Source organism: Iodobacter violaceini (assembly GCF_011601265.1).
GTDB lineage: Bacteria > Pseudomonadota > Gammaproteobacteria > Burkholderiales > Chitinibacteraceae > Iodobacter > Iodobacter violaceini.
On the sequence record NZ_JAAOLX010000014.1, the window covers coordinates 60,017 to 81,023 of the forward strand.

Genomic DNA, 21,007 nt, shown 5'->3' on the forward strand with positions numbered 1-21,007 from the left:
GGGTAGCGGAAAATCATCACAATTAATGAGTATTTTATGACTTCCCCATTACGGCAATTCTCTGCCGCCTTGCTGTGCTTTGCTCTTTTTTTTCTGCCCGTGAAAGCTTGGGCCATGCAAATTTTTGTAAAGACGCTGACAAGTAAATTGATCACGCTTGATGTTGAGGCCAGTGATTTAATCGAAAATGTAAAAGCCAAAATTCAGGATAAAGAGGGTATTCCGCCTGATCAGCAAATTTTGAAATTTGCCGGTCTGGAGCTGGAAGAGGGTCGCAGTTTATCTGATTACAATATTCAGAAAGAATCGACGCTTATTTTATCTTTGCCTCCAGCGCCAGTGCCAACAGGCTCGCTGACTTTTGCACTTTCGGGCAAGGTCAGCGTGGTCGTGGGAAACAGCTTTAATAACGCCGCTGTACCCTCATTAAGCGGGGGCGGCTATGGCGCTGTGATCTACAGCAGTGACAATCCGGCGTTTGCATCGGTTGATGCAGCAGGGCAAGTGACCGCGCATCGTGAGGGCCTGGTGGTGATTACGGCCAGCCAGATGGCTGTTGCAGGGGTCAATGCGGCCGTCAGCCTGTCTTATACATTAGATATTCAGCCGCTGCCGGTGCCCGCCCTGACCTTTGCTGTTCCTGATAAGGCAAGCGTATTGGCGGGCCGCCTGTTTAATAATGCAGCGATTTCCAGCTTAAGCGGCGGCCGCTATGGGATGATTTCTTATCAGAGCGCAAACACTGATATTGCCTCAGTGGATGCCAGCAGCGGTGCCGTGACTGCGCTTCGTGCCGGAAACACTGTCATTACCGCAAGCCAGGCCGCAGTGGCCGGAGTCAATGCACAGGCGATGCAGTCTTATGTACTGACGGTTGCTCCCCTGCCTGTTGCCACATTAACCTTTGCCATACCGGGCGCGGCCTCAGTCGTGCAGGGCCAGACCCTGCTGAACAGGGCCACCTCAAACGGCGAAGGCGTGATCAGTTATCAGAGTGCCAATCCTGAGATTGCAACAGTGAACGCCAGCACGGGAGAGGTGAATGCGCTGGCTGCGGGCGTTGTGGTGATTACCGCAAGCCAGGCGGCGGTGCCGGGGGTGAGTGCAGCAACCGCACAAAGTTACACCCTGACTGTGACGCTGCGCCCGGTTCTGACCTTTGCCAGCCCGGATGCCGCCACTGTGGTGCTGGGCGGCACATTCAAAAATGTGGCCAGGTCATCGGCCGCTGCCGCTGATATTTCATACCGTAGTGCTCGCCCTGATATCGCAATGGTTGATCCTGTGAGCGGAGAGGTCACCCCTGTTCGTGCCGGAACCGTTGTGATTACGGCGGCTCAGGCGGCTGTGCCGGGTGTTAGTGCTGCCGCCGAGCAGAGTTATCTGCTGACGGTTAAGCCGATTCCTGAAGTATCCAAAGTAGTTCAGGCGGTGGTGCAAAGTAATAGCAGCCAGAACACCATTGCTCTTGTGAGTGGTGTGGGCGTGGTTCGCAGTATTGAGCTGCTGAGCCAGCCACAGCATGGCGTGTTAACGATCAGCAGGAGCGGGGGCAGCGCAGAAGGCGGCATTGTTCCAAGCCTTCGGTATACCCCGCATGCCGCTTATGCGGGGGCAGATCAGTTTACTTATTTGCTCAGTGATTTCCAAGGCGGCGTCACCGTGGTGTCTGTTGCCTTGCAAGTGAATCCGCCACCGCCGGTATTAAAAAACCTTGTGGCAAGCAGCACTTCGGGAACGCCCGTTTTAGTGGATGCAGGGGCTGAGGCCAGTGGCGGGCCGTTTACTTCACTGACTTTACAGTCGGTACCTGCGCACTGCCGTGTTGAGGTGCAGGGCACCCGCTTGCTGATTACACCTGATGCGCAATTCACGGGTGTGTTATCAGTTGATTATCTGCTGAGCAATGCTTATGGCTCCTCGCCCGGGCAGCTGACAGTGAATGTAGCGGCACGGATTGATCCGGCTAAAGATCAGGAAGTATTAGGCTTGCTGGCCGCGCAGGCGGATGCGGTTCGCCGTATGGCAAGCTCTCAGCTGAGTCATTTTAACCGCCGCCTTGAGCGCTTACACAATCAGACGGGAAATGAGTTTGATGTGGCCATCAGGCATAAGTCGCTGAATGTTACGCCTTACTTAAAAGCGGCTGCAGATGCCTGCGCTTTAAGCGTGGCTCAGGAAGACGGTAAAGAGGCTTGCGCGGAGCAATCTTCTGCCCGCGAGCAAACTGCATTCTGGCTGGCTGGTTCAGTGGGGTTTGGGCAGCAAAATGAGGCGGATATTCGCTTTCAGAGCGACAGCATCAGCATGGGGGCAGATTTTCAGCTGAATGAGCAGTTAACCGCGGGGCTGGGTGCTGGTTTTAATGTGGAGCGCAGTGAGACTGGCCGTCAGGGCAGCCTGAGCAAGCATCGTGGCCGGGTATTGGCTGTGTATGGCTCTTTACGCCCGGGCAGCAATATATTTATTGATGGCGTTGCAGCATATGGTCAGCTGGATTTCGAGCTGAATCGTTACATCACGGCAACAGGCAGTATGGCCAATGGCCAGCGTGATGGTGAGCAGGCTTTTGGCTCGCTTTCGGCGGGCTATGAATATCGGGATGAGGCGCTGATGATCTCGCCTTATGGCCGGCTGGAGCTGATGTCGTCTAAATTGGCCGCATATAACGAGTCCGCTGCGGGCCGCCAGGGTTTAAGTTTTGATGCGCAAACCATCCGCATGTTTACCGCTAAAGCAGGCGTACAGGGCGAGCGGCGTTTTCAGTGGGGCACAGCTAAGCTGCTGCCGCGTTTTAAGCTTGAATATCAGCGCCGTTTTGAAGCGGCGGATGAGGCTGGGATCCGTTATGGCGATTTAGGCCTGGCCGGCCAGCGCTATGCCGCCTCACTGGGCTCAGCCAGCCAGCATCAGGGTCTGATTGAGCTTGGAAACCGTTTTGTGCTCACAAAAAATATGGATTTAAATTTTTCTTATGGCCGTTTGCTGAACCGCCAGCAGGGAGATGAGCAAACACTAAGCCTTGATGCAGTATTCAGGTTTTAGCTGCCTGTCAGAGGCATACTGAGGGGCCGGACTGATTGCACAGGCAATTAATCCGGCCCCTTGGTGTTTGGATTGACCAAACGCGGCTGAACTCCAGCGTTTCCTGATTGCTGTGCCTGCTTTATGAAGGGCTTTATTTTTAATTAATTAAATTGCAAGTATGTTGGTGTAAGTAGCTATTTATGCCATTAAGAAAGCTGATCTGAATCAATATCTGCAGAGTTGTTAGGGATTTCCAGGGTATGAAACCCTGTGGCTGCGCGGGACGCAGCTAAATGAGGACTGTTACAATTTAACTTTATTTGCCGGAGTCACGGCCTTGCTTGCTGAATTTTGTCTGCCTGTTGATTTGGTCCGGTTGCGTAAACGCTTTAAAACAGATGGTGTGGTGTTGTTGCGTGGCTTTGTCTCCGGCGCGCGTGTGAATAAAATTCGCACAGTGGCCATGGCCGCAGTAGAGCAGCGCCTGCCTCCGTTTGAGCTGGAGGCCGAGCTGGGCTACCCAGGTGCGCCTGAATCAACCGGGGTTGAGGGTGGCGGCACAATAAGGCGCTTAAGAAATATGGCAGGGCGGGGCCCTGTGTTTGCAGAGTGGGCAGGGGATGCTCAGCTGCTTTCGCTGATAAGTGCTTTGCTGGATACACCGCACATCACCCTCACTCAGGCGCATCACAATAGTTTAATGAGTAAGCAGCCCAGCTTTAGCAGCGACACACGCTGGCACCGCGATGTGCGCTACTGGCGTTTTGACCGGCCGGAATTAGTTTCTGCATGGTTGTCTTTGGGTAAAGAAACCACTGAAAACGGAGGTTTGGGCTTTATTGCCGGATCGCATCGGGTCGATTTTCCTGAAGATGCTTATGACGAGCGTGAATTCTTAATGGCTGATCATCCAGAAGCCGCGCCTTGGGTGGATCTTGCTGTGTTCCCTGAGCTTGAAGCAGGCGATGTTGTGTTATTTGACGCGCGCACTTTTCATGCTGCCAGCAGGAATCGTACGGCTCTGACTAAATATTCTTTGGTGTACAGCTATCACGCCAGCAACAATTTGCCTCAGGAAGGTTCGCGCTCTGCCAGTCTGCCAGGGCTTGCTTTTGATGTGGCAGAGCAGCAGCCGGAGGGCGTAAATCTGTAAGCAAGGGTGGTTTTTCTGCAGAAAATGCGTGGTGTGGAAATATTTCAGACCAGTAATCGCCTGATTTATATGAATTATTTCCTAAAGTATCGGAACTTAGTCGCGAAATCCACTTCGCGTGGTACAATCGCGCACTTTTTTAAAATCTGCAGCCCAGACAATGACAACCCGCGCCATTCGTAATATTGCAATTATTGCCCACGTTGACCACGGTAAGACTACCCTCGTTGACAAACTCCTCCGCCAATCCGGCACCTTCCGCGACAACCAGCAAGTTGCTGAGCGCGTGATGGACAGTAATGATATCGAAAAAGAGCGCGGTATCACGATTCTGGCTAAAAACACCGCCCTTGAATACGAAGGCTACCATATCAATGTGGTTGACACTCCAGGTCACGCCGATTTCGGTGGTGAAGTGGAACGTGTTCTGGGTATGGTTGATGGCGTATTGCTGCTCGTTGATGCTGTTGATGGCCCGATGCCACAAACTCGCTTTGTAACCAAAAAAGCTTTGGCACTTGGTTTGAAGCCTATTGTTGTTATTAATAAAGTTGACCGTCCTGGCGCACGTCCGGATTGGGTTGTAGACCAGACTTTCGATTTGTTCGATAAACTTGGCGCAACTGATGAACAACTTGATTTCCCGGTTATCTACGCTTCTGCACTGAATGGCTACGCTAAGCTCGAACTCGAAACCGAGACCGATAATATGCGTGCGCTGTTTGATACCGTACTGAGCCATGTGCACGCTCCTGCTGGTGATCCTGAAGCGCCATTGCAATTGCAAATTTCTGCGCTGGATTACTCCACCTACACCGGTCGTCTTGGGATTGGCCGTGTATTGAATGGTCGTATCAAGCCAGGTCAGGCTGTTGTGGTAATGAACCACGAAAATCAAGTGGGTCAGGGCCGTATCAATCAGGTTCTGGGCTTCCAGGGGCTGGAGCGTGTAGCTGTTGAAGAAGCACAGGCTGGCGACATCATTATTATTTCTGGTCTGGATGAGATCGGTATTGGTGTAACCATCTGTGATAAAGAGCAGCCAGTTGGCATGCCTATGCTGACAATTGATGAGCCAACACTGACTATGGACTTTATGGTGAACACTTCACCATTAGCCGGTACTGAAGGTAAGTTTGTGACCAGCCGTCAGATTCGTGACCGCCTGACCAAAGAGCTGCTGACTAACGTTGCTCTGAAAGTTGAAGAAACCGAAGACGCTGATATCTTCCGTGTTTCAGGCCGTGGTGAATTGCACCTGACTATTCTGCTGGAAAACATGCGTCGTGAAGGTTTTGAAATGGCCGTGGCTAAACCACGTGTTGTTTACAAAGACATCGATGGCGTTAAATGCGAGCCTTACGAAAATCTGTCTATCGACCTTGAAGATGAACACCAAGGTGCGGTAATGGAAGAAATTGGTCGCCGCCGTGGCGAGCTGACCAATATGGAATCCGATGGTAATGGCCGTACCCGTCTGGAATACCATATTCCAGCGCGTGGCCTGATTGGCTTCCAGGGCGATTTCATGACCATGACTCGTGGTACTGGCTTGATTGGCCACGTGTTTGATGACTACGCACCGGCTAAAGCCGACATGCCAGGCCGTCATAACGGCGTATTGGTTTCACAAGAAAATGGTGAAGCTGTTGCCTACGCATTGTGGAAGCTGGAAGACCGTGGTCGTATGTTTGTAGCCCCTGGTGACAAATTGTACGAAGGCATGGTAATCGGTATTCACACACGTGATAACGATCTGGTAGTTAACCCGGTTAAGGGTAAGCAACTGACTAACGTTCGCGCTTCCGGTACTGATGAAGCGGTTCGTTTGACTACAGCGATCAAAATGACGCTGGAATCGGCTGTTGAGTTTATTGATGATGATGAATTGGTAGAAATCACACCAACAAGCATCCGTATTCGTAAGCGTTACTTAAACGAAACAGAACGTCGTCGTCACTTTAAAGCTAAAACACACTAAGCTTTTATTCCGGTTTTCGGGATACACAACACCCCGCTGATGCGGGGTGTTTTTGTTTCAGGAGCATCAAATGGATAGCGGTGTTCGTATTGATAAATGGTTATGGGCTGCCCGTTTTTTTAAGACACGCTCTCTCGCCAGTGCAGCGATTGATGCTGGGCATGTGCATTTAAATCAACAAAGAGTTAAGCCTGCCCGATTGCTTAAAGCAGGCGATACTTTGCGAGTGCGTACGGAGCAGGGCGAGTATGAAATCGCTGTGCTTGCACTCTCTGAGCAGCGCGGCCCCGCCCCGGCGGCACGTATGCTTTATCAGGAAAACGCAGAAAGTATGCTGAAGCGTGAACGGGATAAAGAGGCCCGTCAGCTTGCTCCAAGGTTTGAACATCCGGCGGGGGAAGGGCGCCCAAGTAAAAAATGGCGGCGGCAACTGCATCAGTTTGAACAAAAAAATAGTATGGGTGACAGGGCGCTCTGATAAACAGTCTGAAGGCTGATACTCTAAAGGTTATGTTTTTGCCCCGCTGCAGCTAAAAGCACGCGAAAAGCTGTTTTTGTGCTTATATTTGCAGAGGACTGATTTTAATAAACACCAGGCTGTCGATATGAATTCGGATCAAAAAAAACCAATTGTGTATTTATCTGCACAGCAAATTCAGGGCAGTGCCGAATTAGCAAAACAGCTGTCTTTCTTTGGTTTTGAATGCCGCTCTTATACGAAGCAGAGTGCCTTGCTGGCGGCCATGCATACAGAGCCGCCATTTGCAGTATTGCTTGGAGAGGAAGGGCTGGAAGATGGCTCTGCAGAGCAAATATTGCCCCGCCTGCAGAAGCTGTCCCGCGGGCCGGTTTTATTTCTGACTTCTGAGCTCACCGTCGTAGAGCAAATTCATTATGTGAAATTGGGCGTTACTGATTTTGTTTATATTCCGCTTGATATTCAAAAGCTTATTGACCGTCTTGATGTTTTGCTGGAAAAAACACAAAACACTCCTTACCGAGTGCTGATAGTCGATGATTCTGAAGCAATGGGTAAGGCAAGTGGCAATATTCTGCAGCAGGCCGATATGCAGGTTCAGCAGATTAAAAATCCATTGGATGTATTTGTCTCGCTTGAGCGGTTTATGCCCGACATTGTGCTGATGGATGTATATATGCCTCAGTGCTCTGGCGATGAAATGGCAAAAGTCATCCGCCAGCAAACACAGTTTGACAGCGTTCCCATTGTCTTTTTGTCTACAGAAACAAATAGAAATAAGCAATTAATGGCGCGCAGTATGGGCGGCGATGATTTCTGGGTGAAAAATATGCCGGCTGAAGAGCTGGTGGCGTCAGTAGCAATGACCTGTGCACGCTATCGCTCATTACGGCGCTGGATGAGCTGTGATAGTCTTACGGCATTATTAAACCATACGCATATTATTGAGTGGCTGGAGCGGGAAGTAAAACGCTCACAAAAAGAAGCGCTTTCTTTGTCTTTTGCCATGGTTGATATTGATCATTTTAAAAGAATTAATGATAGTTACGGCCATGCTGTCGGCGATAAAGTGATTAAAATTCTGGCGCGTTTATTACGTCAGTCCATTAATGGTGAAGGGGCTGTCGGGCGATATGGCGGCGAAGAATTTGCGGTGGTTTTTTCAGAAACCAGTATGATTCGTGCCGCGCAAAAAATTGATAATTGGCGGCTTCGTTTTACTGAGCTGATTCAATTATCAGGCGATATTCAATTTCCGGTCACATTCAGCGCGGGCGTTGCCCTTTTAAAACACGGCATGGATGCGCAGCAATTAATTGATGCCGCTGATAAGGCTCTTTATCAGGCCAAGCATGCAGGACGTAATCAGGTTGGTTTATATCAGGGTTGATTTTCTATCTATCATCAGTGCTTAAAATAATGTACCCATTGCCTTTGTTTTATCCTGGTCATCTTTCGGCAAAGGTTTATGGGTGCGTTTATGCCGGGGTGCTGTATCGCCAGGTTTGTTTATAGGCGTAAATTGCACGTGTAATTGCTGTTTTTATCGACTTTTGCTCAAAGATAATCCATGACAATATCCTATAAAATTTCACCTGCGTCTTTGCACGCACATCTTTTTCATGTTTCTATTTCTATTAAAAATCCAGATCCGGCAGGGCAGTGTGTCTGTTTGCCTGCCTGGATTCCTGGCAGTTATTTAATTCGGGAATTTGCCAGAAATATTGTTGAAATCAGAGCCGAATCAGCAGGTAATGCGCTGGCGCTGACTAAAAGCGATAAGCATACCTGGCAGGCGGAGCCCGTGATTGGCCCATTAGAAATTCACTACAGCGTATATGCATGGGATTTATCGGTCAGGGGGGCGTATTTAGATCAGACACGAGGCTTTTTTAATGGCACCAGCGTTTTTCTGGCAGTGAAGGGGCAGGAAAAAAACAGCTGCAATGTAGAAATCATTGCTCCGGAAGGAAAAGAATATAAAAACTGGAAAATAGCCACGACGCTGCCCGCGCATGGCGCTAAACAGGGTCAGTTTGGCCGCTATCAGGCGGCAGATTACGATGAGCTGATTGATCATCCGGTTGAAATGGGTGAATTCAGCCAAATCAGCTTTAAAGCCTGCGGTATTCCCCACGATATTGTGATTGCCGGGCGGCATAATGCTGATTTAAAGCGTTTGAAAAAAGATTTAAAACAAATTTGCGAATACCAGATTCGTTTATTTGGCGAGCCTGCGCCTTTTGATCGCTATCTGTTTATGACTATGGCACTGGGTGATGGCTATGGTGGATTAGAGCATCGCTCATCCACTGCGCTGATGTGCAATCGCGATGATTTGCCATTTGCGCATGAAACACAAATTAAAACGGGCTATCGCCAGTTTCTGGGTCTGTGCAGTCATGAGTATTTTCACAGCTGGAATGTCAAAAGAATCAAACCGGCAGCCTATGCGCCCTATGACTTAAGCCAGGAAAACTACACACGTTTATTGTGGGCTTTTGAAGGGGTGACTTCTTATTACGATGATTTAACACTGGTGCGCACTGGTTTAATCAGCCCGCAGGAGTATTTGGATTTATTGGCACAAACCGTGACAGGCGTGCAAAGAGGTCACGGTCGGACCAAACAAACTTTAGCCGAATCCAGCTTTGATACGTGGGTGAAATTTTATCGCCAGGATGAAAACAGCCCCAATAGTCTGGTCAGCTATTATGCCAAAGGCGCATTAACTGCACTCTGCCTTGATTTACTGATTCGTCAGCAAACATCTGGGCAGAAATCGCTTGATGATGTGATGCGGGCGCTCTGGCAGCGTTATGGCAAAGATTTTGCCACTCATGGCGAAGGCGTGGCCGAGGAAGCATGGGAAGCGCTGGCCAGTGAAGTGAGCGGCCTGGATTTGAAGCCCTTCTTTGATCTGGCGATACGCTCAACAGCCGAGCTGCCTCTGCAGGCATTACTGGCCGATTTTGGTGTTGACTGGCAATTGCGTGCTGCCGTGGGTGCAGCGGATAAAGGCGGCTGGCTGGATAAAGAATTGCAAGCGGTGAACAGCCTTGGCGTACGTACCAGTATTGAAGGGAGTTTTGTAAAGTTAAGCCATGTGCTGGATGGTGGTGCGGCGCAACAGTCGGGCTTGTCCGCCGGTGATTTATTGATTGCAATGAATCACTTACGTGTGACCAGCGGTAATTTGGATGGCTTGCTGGCCAGCCAGCCGACTAATGGCAAAGTAGAAGTTTTAGCCTTTCGTCGCGATGAATTGATGCAGTTTGATGTGCATTTGCAGCATGCTGAAGCAAATACTTGCGGTCTGAGACTTAACCCCCTTGAGGATAACTTCAGTATTACACGAAACGCATGGCTGAAAGGGTAATATTCTGATGTTGCCTTGCTAAGATCTGACTGCTATCACATTGGAATGACAAGGATTATAAAATATGTCGTTTCATATGATGGCTCAATCGATTCAGCGTTGGTTTCGTCAGCTAAGCAGTGCCCGAATTAAAATTTTACTGGTGCTGCTGGTACTCAACCTGCTGCTTATGGTGGTCTTTACATTACTCATGCAATGGGTGATGTGTAATGGGGTGCGCCGCGATGCAGATACACGCTTGTCTGCTGCGGTGCGTACCCTCCCTATGCTTTTGCCTGCAGATTATCTTCCCCGTGCCCTTTCGGGCGCCGCAATCACTCAGGATGAATATCTGCGCCATGTGGCCAGCCTGAATCGCTATTGTCAGGTTGCGGGCTTGCGCTATCTTTACGCATTCAAGCGTGAGGGTGACAAAGTCTCGTATTTGGTGGATAGCGCTTCGCCTGCCGAGCTTGTAAAGGGCAGTTACGGGCCTTATCAGACTTTCTACGCTGATCCTGGCGGCAATGCCTTAGCCGCTTTAAAAGATGGTTTGCCACGCACGGTTACTTTGCACGATGCATGGGGTGAATTTCGCACCTTTTTACTGCCGGTGCAGTTTACCGATGGCTCTTATTATTTACTGGCCGCAGATATTGATAATCAGCTCTTTAATGAAGCACTTGCCCAAGCCCGCTGGCAGGCGGTCTGGATGGGGCTTGTTTTGTTTGCTGTGGCGTGTGCCGTATGTTTTGTGGTTGCACATCATTTTTCTGCGCCTCTTGCGACTTTATCAAGGGCTGTGCGCAGAATGGCCTCCGGGGATTTTGGCGTGCGTATTCATGCGGGCCGGCAGGATGAGCTGGGCAGCCTTGCGCGGGCATTTAATGCTTTGGGTGAGCTGATTTTAGCCAGAGATAAGTCTTTGCGTGAGCTGGCTTTTGTGGATTCATTGTCTGGCCTTGCCAATCGGGCAGGGTTTTTATTGTATGTGGAGGAGCATTTGCGCCCCGGGTGTGGTGCTTATGCCTTAGTTGTTCTGAATGTAAATGATTTTCACTTTATTAATGAATATCTTGGATATCAGGATGGGGATACGGCGCTGCGCTTTGTTGCAGGGCGTCTGAATCTTTTTCAGCGTCCCGTCACAAAGGTGGCCCGCCTGGGAGGAAATACCTTTGCTTTGCTGCTGGAACGGGTTTTGCACGACGATGTGCTCAAAGTACTGGAGCGGGTTGATATCTGTATGGCGGAGCCGCTGCTGATCGGCAAAGAGCGCCTAGATATCAGCGCAACCTCCGGGGTGGCTTTGTTTCCCGAGCATGGATTCAGCGCCGACAGCCTGTTACGCAATGCAGAAGTGGCGCTGTGCGATGCCAAAAGAGCCAGGCGCAGCTTTGCGTTTTATGATCCCGAGCAAGAGGCCTATTCACGTAATCAGCTTACCTTAATGGGGGATTTGCGCGAGGCTCTGGCAGAGGGGCATTTACTGGTTTATTACCAGCCTAAAGTAAAAATGGTTGATGGCGTAGTCCATGAGGCTGAGGCGCTTGTGAGATGGCAGCATCCGGAGCGCGGGTTTATATCGCCCGGCGTATTTATTCCTTTTGCAGAGCAAACGGGCAAATTGCGGGCGATTACAGAATGGGTTGTTCATGATGTGCTTACCCAGGCCGCGGTGTGGCTGAATGAAGGCCTAGAGCTTTGTATATCGGTTAATGTGGGTGTCAGTGATGTGGAAGACGCTAGTTTTGTGTCTTTTTTGGAAATGCAGCTGGCCGGGTGCCAGGTGCCGCCACAAAATTTATGCCTGGAAATTACCGAAACGGGGGTGATGCGCAACCCCAAGGAGTTAATGCGTAATTTAGAATACCTGCGGGCCATGGGCGTTAAATTATCGATTGATGACTTTGGTACGGGTTATTCCTCTTTTGCCTACTTAGCCAAAATGCCGGTTCATGAATTAAAAATTGATCAGAGTTTTGTCATGTCGATGAATGAGCGCTTCGAAAATGTGTCTATAGTGCGTTCGATTATTGAGCTTGGGCATATTCTGGGTTTGTCTGTGATTGCTGAAGGGGTGGAAACTGAAGCAGTCTGGCAGGCGCTGGCGGTTATGGGCTGCGATGAGGCTCAGGGCTATCTGATTGCAGCCCCTATGCCTGCCAAAGCGTTTTCGCTCTGGTGCCGGTCTGATTCAAGGCTGCATTTGCCGATTCCATTACCCAATATGGCTGAGGGTAATTATACGGTCCGTCATTTTTCCTGATAGCTTTTGATCAAGGCCTCACAGGCCCTGATGATTTGCCCGTTACTCAATGAGGCGTAGCCCATCAGCCAGCCTTCAGTTTTTGCTTCTTCCTGATAAAAGGCCGATAAAGGCCTGAGTGCTAAACCCGCTGTTGTTCCGCTTGCTGTCCATGGTTTTTCTAAGCCCTTGGGAAGTTGCAATGCAAATTGCAAGCCTGCTGCCGTGTTGATGGGGTGGGTGATATCTGATATGGGCTGCAGTTTTTCCAGCAGCAAATCCCGGCGGCTGCGGTAAAGCAGGCGCATATGGCGTAAATGCGCGGCAAAGTGGCCCTGCGATATAAAGTCCGCCGTAACGGCCTGCAAAAACTGCGCGCTATGCCCGTCAAATGCAATTCTTGCGGTAGTAAACGCAGGGACTAAGGCTGGCGGCAAGACGACATAGGCGAGACGCAGGGAGGGAAACAAGACCTTGCTGAAGGTGCCCACATAAATCACTCTCCCTTGCTGATCCAGCCCCTGCAGCGCAGGCAGCGGGCGCTGGTCGTAATAAAATTCGCTATCGTAATCATCCTCGATAATCCACGCCTGATGAGCCGCGGCTTGCGCAATCAGCGCCATTCGCCGGGGCAAACTCATGGCAATCCCGAGCGGATATTGATGCGATGGCGTGGTGTAAATCAGCCGGGGCGCAGCCAGTGTCTGGCTGATGCCGGTGTTAAAGCCTTCCTCATCAACCGGCACCGGCACAATTTGCGCGCCCGCCGCCAGCATGGCATTTCTGGCCCCCAAATATCCCGGGTCTTCCAGCCAGACGGTGTCGGCCGGATCAATCAGCAACTGGGCAATCATCTGTAACGCCTGCTGAGAGCTATTCAAAATAAGAATCTGCTCTGGCTGGCAATCTACGCCACGGGCTTGCGCAAGATAGCCTGCAATAGCCGATTGCAACTCCGGCAAGCCTTGTGCCGGGCCATAGCTGGCGAGTGCCGCGCCACTTTTGCCCCAGCGCTGCTGCATCAGCTTTTGCCACAAGGCATGCGGAAACGCGCGGGTATCGGGCTGCCCTGCATTAAATGCCATGCTGGGCAGCGCGCTGTCCCGGCAGCCGCCCGCATTCACAATTCCTTGCCCCCTCTGAGAGAGCTGCGCCGACGCGCTGGCCGCTTTTTTTGACGGGCGTAGCTGCGGTGTAAAAGCCACAAAACTTCCTGCTCCTGTCCGCCGGTGGAGATAACCTTCGGCCTCCAGCTGTGCATAAGCGGCCTCTACGCTGCTGCGTGAAATGGCTAAATCTTTGGCGAGCATCCGGCTGGCAGGCAAGCGGCTGCCATGGGGTAATCGCCCCGCAAGCAAGGCTTTACGCAGGGTGTGGATCAGCTGGGCCTGAATTCCCATACCAATACTGGCGCTTGCAGCAAATAGAGTAGGCCATACAGGTGCAGAAAGTGGTTTGCTCATTTTTGTAGAATTGGCAGGTAGCAGCAGGCCAATTTACCTTTAAATTAGCGTTGTGAACACCTTGTTGGAGATGAGAATGAGCGATCAATCCGCAGTAAAAAACAGTGGTCTGGCCAGCCCAGCCGACTCGGCAGCATATTTGGCAGAAAAACTGCGTTTTCATACCGATGCAGCCGATTTAGCCAGCGATTTGTATGCAAAGCACCCGGAAGTTATTGCGCTGGATACCCGCAGCAGTGAGGCTTATGAGCGCGGCCATATCCCCGGTGCCATCTCGTTTCCGCATCGCTTAATGGACGAGGCAAGCACGGCATGGCTGGATCGCAACAAAGTGTATGTGTGTTATTGCGATGGCATAGGCTGCAATGGTTCGACATGGGGTAGCTATAAGCTTGCAAAGCTTGGTTTTACGGTGAAAGAGCTGATTGGTGGTCTGGATTTTTGGCAGCGGGATGGCTTGCCGGTTGCCGTTGGAGCAGAGGCGGGCGGGCTGGCGGGCGGGAAGATTGAGTGTGATTGTTGAGGGCGGGGGCTTAATGTGTGCAGAGGCTAACCAGAAAGATTTTTTAGTGCTTTCGGCCAGGTGAGTTAAGTGCGGTAGTCACCGCAGGGTCTTTCTTGCTTCGCCAGGACAGGACGCGAAAGACACCACGAAACACGAAAGCCCCTGCGCTGTGGACAGCGGCGGCGGGCGGGATGGGCTTTTTTCCCGCTCTGGCGTGTTTCAAGGGGAAATTTAAGCCCCGTGCTATTAGCAGCGACACGAATCCAGATTTCAAAGGTTTTTAAATACTTAAAACTTACAAAACAACTTAACTCAAGCCTTGTTTTTCTCCGTGATGCGCCGTGTTCTCTGGGGCCGAAGTGTTTCATGATTTGGGTTTTCGTTTCGAAGTATCTGTTTTTAATTTAAGGAGCTTATATGGACTACGAACTAAACCAATTCGGCCAGCCGGTTGGCCTGCCGCTGCAAAACTGGGTTGCCCCTGTTTTTCCTCCTGCTAAGGTACTTAATGGCTGGGGCTGTAAGGTGGAGCCTTTGTCTTTGGCACGGCATAGCGATGATTTATGGCAGGCTTTTTCGGCGGATGATGGCCGGATGTGGACTTATTTAACTTCCGGGCCTTTTGCAGAAGTACAGGCTTTTCATGCCTGGCTGGACAGGGTAAGCAGCGGGGTTGACCCACAGTTTTACGCTATTGTGGATGAGGCCAGTGGCAAGGCATTGGGGCTGGCTGCTTATCTGCGGATTGATCCGGCCGCGGCGGCCATTGAAGTGGGCTGGCTGCATTTCTCTCCTGCATTGCAAGGTACGCGTCTCGCGACAGCGGCAATGGTGCTGATGATGAAAAATGCGTTTGAGCTGGGTTATCGGCGTTATGAATGGAAGTGCAATGCGCTGAACTTGCCTTCACGCAAGGCGGCGCAGCGTTTTGGCTTTAGCTTTGAAGGTGTGTTTCGTCAGGCCACGGTAAATAGGGGGCGTAATCGCGATACGGCGTGGTTTTCTGTGCTGGATAAGGAATGGCCAGCGCTTGAAGAGGCGTACATTCAATGGTTGTCGCCGGATAATTTTGATGGAGCAGGGCGGCAGCGGCTGGCTTTGTCTGATTTAACAAGGCCTTTGCTGGCGATGAAAGATGTGGCCCCGCCGCGTTTGTGAATTAGATTTGCAGGTGTGGTTTCGCGGCTGAAGCCACTCCTGCTAAGTGTTTGCTATGCCGCCCGCCATCACCTTTTCTTATCGTCACATAAGATTCGTCTAGACGTCATGCCTGTGTAATGTTGTTTTCCTAAAATTCTTCACGCTCCCTTGCTACTTTACCGAACGTGAAAGGATAGAAGAATGACACGTATTGCTGTATTGCTCTCCGCGCTGCTTGCCGGCCACGCTTTTGCTGAAACCTCCCTGACTGTATATACCGCGCTTGAAGCCGATCAGCTCAAGCCTTATCAGACGCAATTTGAAGAACAAAACCCTGGCATCAAGCTGAAATGGGTGAGGGATTCAACCGGCATTATCACGGCTAAATTGCTGGCAGAAAAAAATGCCCCGCAAGCTGATGTGGTGTTGGGTGTGGCGGCATCCAGCCTGCTGGTAATGGAAAAAGAAGGCATGTTGCAGCCTTACGCGGCCAAGGGCGTTGAAAAACTTTCCAGGCAATACGTTGACGACAGCAATCCACCTGCATGGGCAGGGATGGATGTTTGGGGTGCGACGGTTTGTTTTAACACGGCAGAAGCCGCCAAACTGGGTCTGAAAAAACCAGAAAGCTGGCGCGATCTGACCAAGCCTGAATACAAGGGCAAAATTGTGATGCCTAATCCGGCATCCAGCGGCACAGGTTATTTTGATGTAACCGCATGGCTGAAAGTGTTCGGCGGCGAGAAAGAAGGCTGGGCCTTTATGGACAAGCTGCACGAAAACATGGCGCAGTACACGCACTCAGGCTCCAAGCCTTGCAAGCAAGCCGCTGCAGGCGAATTTCCAATTGGTATTTCATTTGAATACCGTGCCGCCAAGCTAAAAGAAGGCGGCGCGCCGATCGATCTGGTCTTTCCTAAGGAAGGCTTGGGCTGGGATGTAGAAGCCACTGCCATTATGAAGGGCACCAAAAATCTGGACGCAGCTAAAAAGCTGGCAGATTGGGCTGCATCAAAAAGCGCGAATGAGCTTTACGAAAAGAACTTCGCCGTGGTGGCTTACCCCGGCGTGGCTAAACCTAACGCGCATATTCCTGCTAACTACGAGCAATTGCTGATCAAGCAAGACCTGCGCTGGTCCGCTCAAAACCGCGACAAAATCCTGGCCGAATGGACACGTCGTTACGACGCTAAGTCTGAAGCAAAGAAATAAAAAACGCTGAACAGACCGGCTCGCCTCCTGAGGTGGCCGGTTTTTGGTGTTTCAAGATTAATGTTCCAAAACGTTTACCGCTTCAGGCCTGATTAATGAATAGAAATATTGAATTGTCCCTTGTCGCCAGCGCAGATTACTTATCGATAGAAGGCCTGGCGAAGCGCTTTGGTGCTTTTGTGGCCTTAAAGCAAATCTCGCTGAATGTTAAAAAAGGCGAGCTGCTTTGCCTGCTTGGGCCGTCGGGCTGCGGCAAAACCACCTTGCTGCGCATGATTGCGGGGCTGGAGTTTGCCGATGCGGGCGCAATCACAGTGGAGGGCAAAGACATTACCCGTTTGCCAGCTGCCAGGCGTGATTACGGCATTGTGTTTCAGTCCTATGCTTTATTCCCTAATTTAAATGTGGCAGACAATATTGCTTACGGCTTGAAAGGGCGAAGCAGCGATAAGGCCGCGCGCGTCACCAGCTTGCTTGAGCTGATTGGCCTTGCCGGTATCGAAGACAAATACCCTGCCCAATTATCCGGTGGCCAGCAGCAGCGGGTGGCTTTGGCGCGCGCCCTGGCTACGTCTCCCGGGCTTTTATTATTAGACGAGCCGTTGTCTGCGCTGGATGCCCGCGTGCGCGAACACTTACGCCGCGAAATTCGCAATTTGCAACAGCGCCTGGGCATTACCACGATTTTGGTGACGCACGATCAGGATGAGGCGCTCACGATGGCCGATCGCATTGTGGTGATGAACCACGGCGTGATTGAGCAAGTGGGCACGCCTGAAGAAATCTACAGCCATCCGCAAAGCCGTTTTGTAGCCGAATTTGTTGGCAAATCGAATTGGATTAAGGCCCGTGTGACTGGTAATCAATGCCTGAGTGTTGCCGATGCCGAGCTTTACGCCCTGCATTTGCCACCTTTGCCACCGGGGCAGGAGGTGGAACTTTTTATCCGCCCGGAAGCGGTGCGCCTGCACGCCACCTGGGATGCGGCTCTCTTGAGGGAGCCTAATACTGCACTGGCCGATGTCAGCAAGATTGAGCTATTAGGCAGTTTTTATCGTATCAGCCTGCATGTGCCGGCGTGGAACAGCGATTTAATGGTTGATCTCAGCCGGGATCAGCTCGCCCTTTATCAGCCTTCCTTAGCGCAGCGCATCCCTGTTTCCCTGCCGCACGATCAGCTGCGGGTTTTTTGTAGTAAGGATGCAGAATGAGCGCGGGTCTTACTTTAAAGCTTGATATTCGGGAAAGATTGGCCGGCAGTATCAGCTATCTGATTGCGGCCTTTTTGCTGATTGGCGTGGCTGGCCCGCTGCTGGCGATTCTGGGCAAATCGTTACTCGCACAAAGCGGTGAGTTCACTGGCTTAAGTAACTTTATTGAAATCACCAATGTGGCAGGGTTTTGGCCTGCGGTGGGCAATAGCCTGTGGGTGTCGGCGCTGACTACGGTGATTGTGTTGCCGCTGGCCTATGTTTTTGCCGCAGCACTTAGCCGCAGCGCCATGCCAGGCAAGGCGGTGTTTCGTTATCTGGCCTTGATTCCGCTCTTAGCACCTTCCCTTTTGCCAGGGATTTCTCTGGTTTATTTATTTGGCAACCAAGGGCTGATTAAAAGCTGGCTGCCGCTGGGGGTCGGCATTTATGGCCCGCTGGGTATTGTACTGGGCGAGGTGTTTTATACCTTTCCGCACGCCCTGATGATTTTGCTTACTGCGCTGGCGATTGCCGATGCGCGGCTTTATGAAGCAGCCACCGCGCTGGGGGCAGGGCGGGTGCGGCAATGGTTTACCGTGACTTTGCCTGCGGTGCGTTACGGGCTGATCTCGGCGGCGTTTGTGGTGTTTACGCTGGTGATGACCGATTTTGGTGTGCCAAAGCTGATTGGCGGGCAGTTTAATGTGCTGGCGGTAGAGGCGTATAAACAGGTGATTGGCCAGCAAAATTTCCCTAAGGGCGCGGTGATTGGCCTCTTGCTGCTTTTTCCGGCTTTGCTGTCTTTTGTGGTTGATTACTTTGTGCAAAAAAAACAGAAAGCCCTGCTCACCGCGCGTGCTCAGCCTTTATTGGCAAAGCCTGCTGCGCTCAGAGATGCCGCCGCTTTTCTGTGTTGCAGCACGATCTCTTTGTGGCTGTTGGTGATGCTGGGCGTGGCCGTGGCGGCGTCTTTAATCACGCTCTGGCCGTATAACTTAAGCCTGACTCTGGCGCATTTTGATTTTGAGCAAATGGATGGCGGGGGCTGGCTGGCTTATTTTAATAGCTTAAAGCTCGCATTCTGGACGGCGATCTGCGGCGTGTTGTTGGTATTTATCGGCGCGTATTTAAATGAAAAGCTAAAAGTCGCACCGCTGGCCCAGGCTATCCTGCGCGTATTGGCCATGCTGCCGATGGCGGTGCCGGGTTTGGTGCTCGGCTTGGGCTATGTGTTCTTTTTTAATTACCCGCAAAACCCGATGCACAGCCTGTACGGCACGATGGGTATTTTGGTGCTCTGTACCGTGACGCACTTTTATACCACGGCGCATCTCACCGCCACCACTGCGCTTAAGCAGATGGATGCAGAATTTGAAGCCGTTGCCGCCTCGCTCAAAGTGCCGTTCTGGACTACCTTCAGCCGCGTCACCGTACCGGTTTGCCTGCCCGCAATTTTAGATATCGCCCGCTATTATTTTGTCTCTGCCATGACCACCGTCTCTGCCGTGATTTTCCTCTATACGCCAGACACCGTGCTCTCTTCCCTGGCCGTGCTGAATATGGACGACGCAGGCGACACCGCCGCTGCAGCTGCAATGGCTACCCTAGTTGTTATGACTTCAGCCCTGGTGTGCCTGCTCTTCGCCATCGCCTCGGCCCTGTTGGGCAAGCGTTCGCAAGCGTGGAGAAAGTAGTGGGTTTGATTGGCGAGAGACTGCTGAAAACCCAAATTTTGAACCACGGAGGCCACAGAGAGCACGGAGTTTCACGGAGAAAAGCATTTTGAACTGAGCCATTTATTGGGTTTTGAGTCGTTTCAACCTAAACAAAATAAATTTATATCGCAACTCATAGCACGGGGCTTAAATCCCCCTGAAGCACGCTGAAGCGAGGAATAAGCAGCTCGGGGTTTCGAAAAAGGGGTGGCGAGGCAGCGAGCGAGCAGCCTTTTTCGCCGGGCTGATTATCCGCAGTCAGGGGCCTTCGTGCTGTTCGGGGTGGCCTTCTTTGCTTTCTTTCCTGGCCGTTCAAGAAAGTGAGTCCCGGCGGGAATACCGCACCAAAATCAATGTGCCGAAGGCACTTAATAAATTCAGGCCTCGGCCATTTTTTTGTATCAAAAAATTCATCTAGACGATTGGAGTAATCATGCGTGAACCGATCTTATTAACGCCAGGCCCCTTGACCACCTCGCTGGCCACTAAAACCGCCATGCTGGTTGATTGGGGTTCATGGGATGCCAAATTTAATGCGCTGACGGCCAGTGTGTGCGCCGATCTGCTGCGTATCGCCAATCTGGGGGAAGGTTATGTTTGCGTGCCTTTGCAAGGGTCGGGCACCTTTGCGGTGGAGGCCGCTATTGGCAGCCTGGTGCCCAAAGATCGCGAAATATTGGTGCTGGTAAATGGTGCTTATGGGCAAAGGATGGCCAAAATCGCCACCGTGATGGGGCGCAAGGTTAGCGTGCTGGCGGTGAGCGATGGCACGCCCGTCAGCGCGGCAGCTGTTCGCGAGGCGCTGGCGGGCAATCCGGCTATTTCGCATGTGGGCATGATTCATTGCGAAACGGCGACGGGCCTGCTTAACCCCGTAGAAGAAGTGGCTGCCGTGGTGCAGGCCGCAGGGCGGGCGTTAATTCTGGATTCGATGTCGGCATTTGGTGCATTGCCGGTCGATGGTTTGCCAGTGGATGCGGTGATTTCTTCGGCCAATAAATGCCTGGAAGGCGTGCCGGGCATGGGCTTTGTGATTGTGAAGCAAGCGGCCCTGGTGCAGGGGCAAAGCCCATCCTTATCGCTGGATTTATGCGATCAGTTTGAATATATGCAAAAAACCGGCCAATGGCGCTTTACCCCGCCCACCCATGTGGTGGCGGCTTTCAGGACAGCGCTTGATCAGTATTGGGCAGAAGGCGGCCAGCCTGCACGCCTGGCCCGCTATCAGGCGAATGGCGATGCGCTGCTTGCCGGGATGAAAAAACTCGGCCTGCAATCCTTTTTACCCGCCGATTTGCAAGCGCCGGTTATCTATACCTTTTTGGCACCGAATCACCCTGAGTACGACTTTCAGCGTTTCTACCAGGCGGTTCGCGTCCGTGGCTTCTTGCTTTATCCCGGCAAACTCACCGAAGTAGAAACCTTCCGCGTGGGCTGCATCGGGGCGATTGATCAGGCTGAAATCCAGCAAGCCATTGCGGTGATTGCCGGGGTGCTGGCGGAGCTGGGGTGGGCTGATTAATGGATTTTTGCA

General features: G+C 51.5%; 14 protein-coding genes. 13 read left to right on the plus strand and 1 reads right to left on the minus strand.

What is annotated here, in order from left to right:
- Nucleotides 1-36 precede the first annotated feature (36 nt).
- The 7 genes from HA050_RS20060 (at nucleotide 37) to HA050_RS20090 (ending at nucleotide 12,266) form a co-directional block, all read left to right on the plus strand.
- On the plus strand, nucleotides 37-3,045 hold the full coding sequence (locus tag HA050_RS20060) for an autotransporter domain-containing protein (RefSeq protein ID WP_166830095.1): 3,009 nt from the start codon (nucleotides 37-39) through the stop codon (nucleotides 3,043-3,045).
- A 319-nt stretch (nucleotides 3,046-3,364) separates the two neighbouring features.
- The gene (locus HA050_RS20065) at nucleotides 3,365-4,180 is read left to right on the plus strand and encodes a phytanoyl-CoA dioxygenase family protein (protein WP_166830097.1); all 816 of its coding nucleotides are present in this window, start codon (nucleotides 3,365-3,367) and stop codon (nucleotides 4,178-4,180) included.
- Nucleotides 4,181-4,340: 160 nt separating this feature from the next.
- Nucleotides 4,341-6,161, plus strand: a complete 1,821-nt coding sequence (gene typA / locus HA050_RS20070; RefSeq protein WP_166830099.1) for a translational GTPase TypA — start codon at nucleotides 4,341-4,343, stop codon at nucleotides 6,159-6,161.
- Nucleotides 6,162-6,231: 70 nt separating this feature from the next.
- Nucleotides 6,232-6,639 carry an RNA-binding S4 domain-containing protein gene (locus HA050_RS20075; protein ID WP_166830101.1) on the plus strand — a complete coding sequence of 136 codons (408 nt, stop codon included), beginning with the start codon at nucleotides 6,232-6,234 and terminating at the stop codon, nucleotides 6,637-6,639.
- Between the two features lie 127 nt (nucleotides 6,640-6,766).
- A complete protein-coding gene (locus HA050_RS20080) occupies nucleotides 6,767-8,029 on the plus strand; it encodes a diguanylate cyclase (protein WP_166830103.1) in 1,263 nt (420 codons plus the stop codon).
- 180 nt (nucleotides 8,030-8,209) lie between these two features.
- A complete protein-coding gene (locus tag HA050_RS20085; protein WP_166830105.1) occupies nucleotides 8,210-10,018 on the plus strand; it encodes a M61 family metallopeptidase in 1,809 nt (602 codons plus the stop codon).
- Nucleotides 10,019-10,082: 64 nt separating this feature from the next.
- Entirely contained in the window at nucleotides 10,083-12,266 is a 2,184-nt protein-coding gene (locus HA050_RS20090; RefSeq protein WP_166830107.1) for a putative bifunctional diguanylate cyclase/phosphodiesterase, read from the plus strand.
- Here the strand turns inward: HA050_RS20090 and pdxR are convergent.
- A complete protein-coding gene (gene pdxR / locus HA050_RS20095; RefSeq protein WP_166830109.1) occupies nucleotides 12,254-13,708 on the minus strand; it encodes a MocR-like pyridoxine biosynthesis transcription factor PdxR in 1,455 nt (484 codons plus the stop codon). The two genes, HA050_RS20090 and pdxR, sit on opposite strands and share 13 nt — an antisense overlap.
- A gap of 76 nt (nucleotides 13,709-13,784) precedes the next feature.
- On the opposite strand from pdxR, the gene HA050_RS20100 reads away from it, so the two are divergent.
- From HA050_RS20100 to HA050_RS20125, 6 genes are all read left to right on the plus strand, one after another.
- Nucleotides 13,785-14,231, plus strand: coding sequence for a rhodanese-like domain-containing protein (locus HA050_RS20100; protein ID WP_166830111.1), 447 nt, complete (start codon nucleotides 13,785-13,787; stop codon nucleotides 14,229-14,231).
- 399 nt (nucleotides 14,232-14,630) lie between these two features.
- Nucleotides 14,631-15,371: a GNAT family N-acetyltransferase gene (locus HA050_RS20105; RefSeq protein WP_166830112.1), complete on the plus strand. Its 741-nt coding sequence runs from the start codon at nucleotides 14,631-14,633 to the stop codon at nucleotides 15,369-15,371.
- Between the two features lie 183 nt (nucleotides 15,372-15,554).
- A complete protein-coding gene (locus tag HA050_RS20110; RefSeq protein WP_166830114.1) occupies nucleotides 15,555-16,565 on the plus strand; it encodes a putative 2-aminoethylphosphonate ABC transporter substrate-binding protein in 1,011 nt (336 codons plus the stop codon).
- Between the two features lie 95 nt (nucleotides 16,566-16,660).
- On the plus strand, nucleotides 16,661-17,776 hold the full coding sequence (locus tag HA050_RS20115; RefSeq protein ID WP_166830116.1) for a putative 2-aminoethylphosphonate ABC transporter ATP-binding protein: 1,116 nt from the start codon (nucleotides 16,661-16,663) through the stop codon (nucleotides 17,774-17,776).
- Complete coding sequence (locus HA050_RS20120; RefSeq protein WP_166830117.1) at nucleotides 17,773-19,452, plus strand: putative 2-aminoethylphosphonate ABC transporter permease subunit; 1,680 nt, start codon at nucleotides 17,773-17,775, stop codon at nucleotides 19,450-19,452. The genes HA050_RS20115 and HA050_RS20120 overlap by 4 nt, the downstream gene beginning before the upstream one ends.
- Nucleotides 19,453-19,906: 454 nt before the next feature.
- Nucleotides 19,907-20,995, plus strand: coding sequence for a 2-aminoethylphosphonate--pyruvate transaminase (locus HA050_RS20125; protein WP_166830119.1), 1,089 nt, complete (start codon nucleotides 19,907-19,909; stop codon nucleotides 20,993-20,995).
- The last annotated feature ends 12 nt before the right edge of the window (nucleotides 20,996-21,007 follow it).

Bases quoted from the DNA above. Each gene is read 5' to 3' on its own strand.
- HA050_RS20060 (WP_166830095.1), top strand. From the start codon at position 37: ATGACTTCCCCATTACGGCAATTCTCTGCCGCCTTGCTGTGCTTTGCT.
- typA (WP_166830099.1), top strand. From the start codon at position 4,341: ATGACAACCCGCGCCATTCGTAATATTGCAATTATTGCCCACGTTGAC.
- HA050_RS20075 (WP_166830101.1), top strand. From the start codon at position 6,232: ATGGATAGCGGTGTTCGTATTGATAAATGGTTATGGGCTGCCCGTTTT.
- HA050_RS20080 (WP_166830103.1), top strand. From the start codon at position 6,767: ATGAATTCGGATCAAAAAAAACCAATTGTGTATTTATCTGCACAGCAA.
- HA050_RS20085 (WP_166830105.1), top strand. From the start codon at position 8,210: ATGACAATATCCTATAAAATTTCACCTGCGTCTTTGCACGCACATCTT.
- HA050_RS20090 (WP_166830107.1), top strand. From the start codon at position 10,083: ATGTCGTTTCATATGATGGCTCAATCGATTCAGCGTTGGTTTCGTCAG.
- pdxR (WP_166830109.1), bottom strand. From the start codon at position 13,708: ATGAGCAAACCACTTTCTGCACCTGTATGGCCTACTCTATTTGCTGCA.
- HA050_RS20100 (WP_166830111.1), top strand. From the start codon at position 13,785: ATGAGCGATCAATCCGCAGTAAAAAACAGTGGTCTGGCCAGCCCAGCC.
- HA050_RS20105 (WP_166830112.1), top strand. From the start codon at position 14,631: ATGGACTACGAACTAAACCAATTCGGCCAGCCGGTTGGCCTGCCGCTG.
- HA050_RS20110 (WP_166830114.1), top strand. From the start codon at position 15,555: ATGACACGTATTGCTGTATTGCTCTCCGCGCTGCTTGCCGGCCACGCT.
- HA050_RS20115 (WP_166830116.1), top strand. From the start codon at position 16,661: ATGAATAGAAATATTGAATTGTCCCTTGTCGCCAGCGCAGATTACTTA.
- HA050_RS20120 (WP_166830117.1), top strand. From the start codon at position 17,773: ATGAGCGCGGGTCTTACTTTAAAGCTTGATATTCGGGAAAGATTGGCC.
- HA050_RS20125 (WP_166830119.1), top strand. From the start codon at position 19,907: ATGCGTGAACCGATCTTATTAACGCCAGGCCCCTTGACCACCTCGCTG.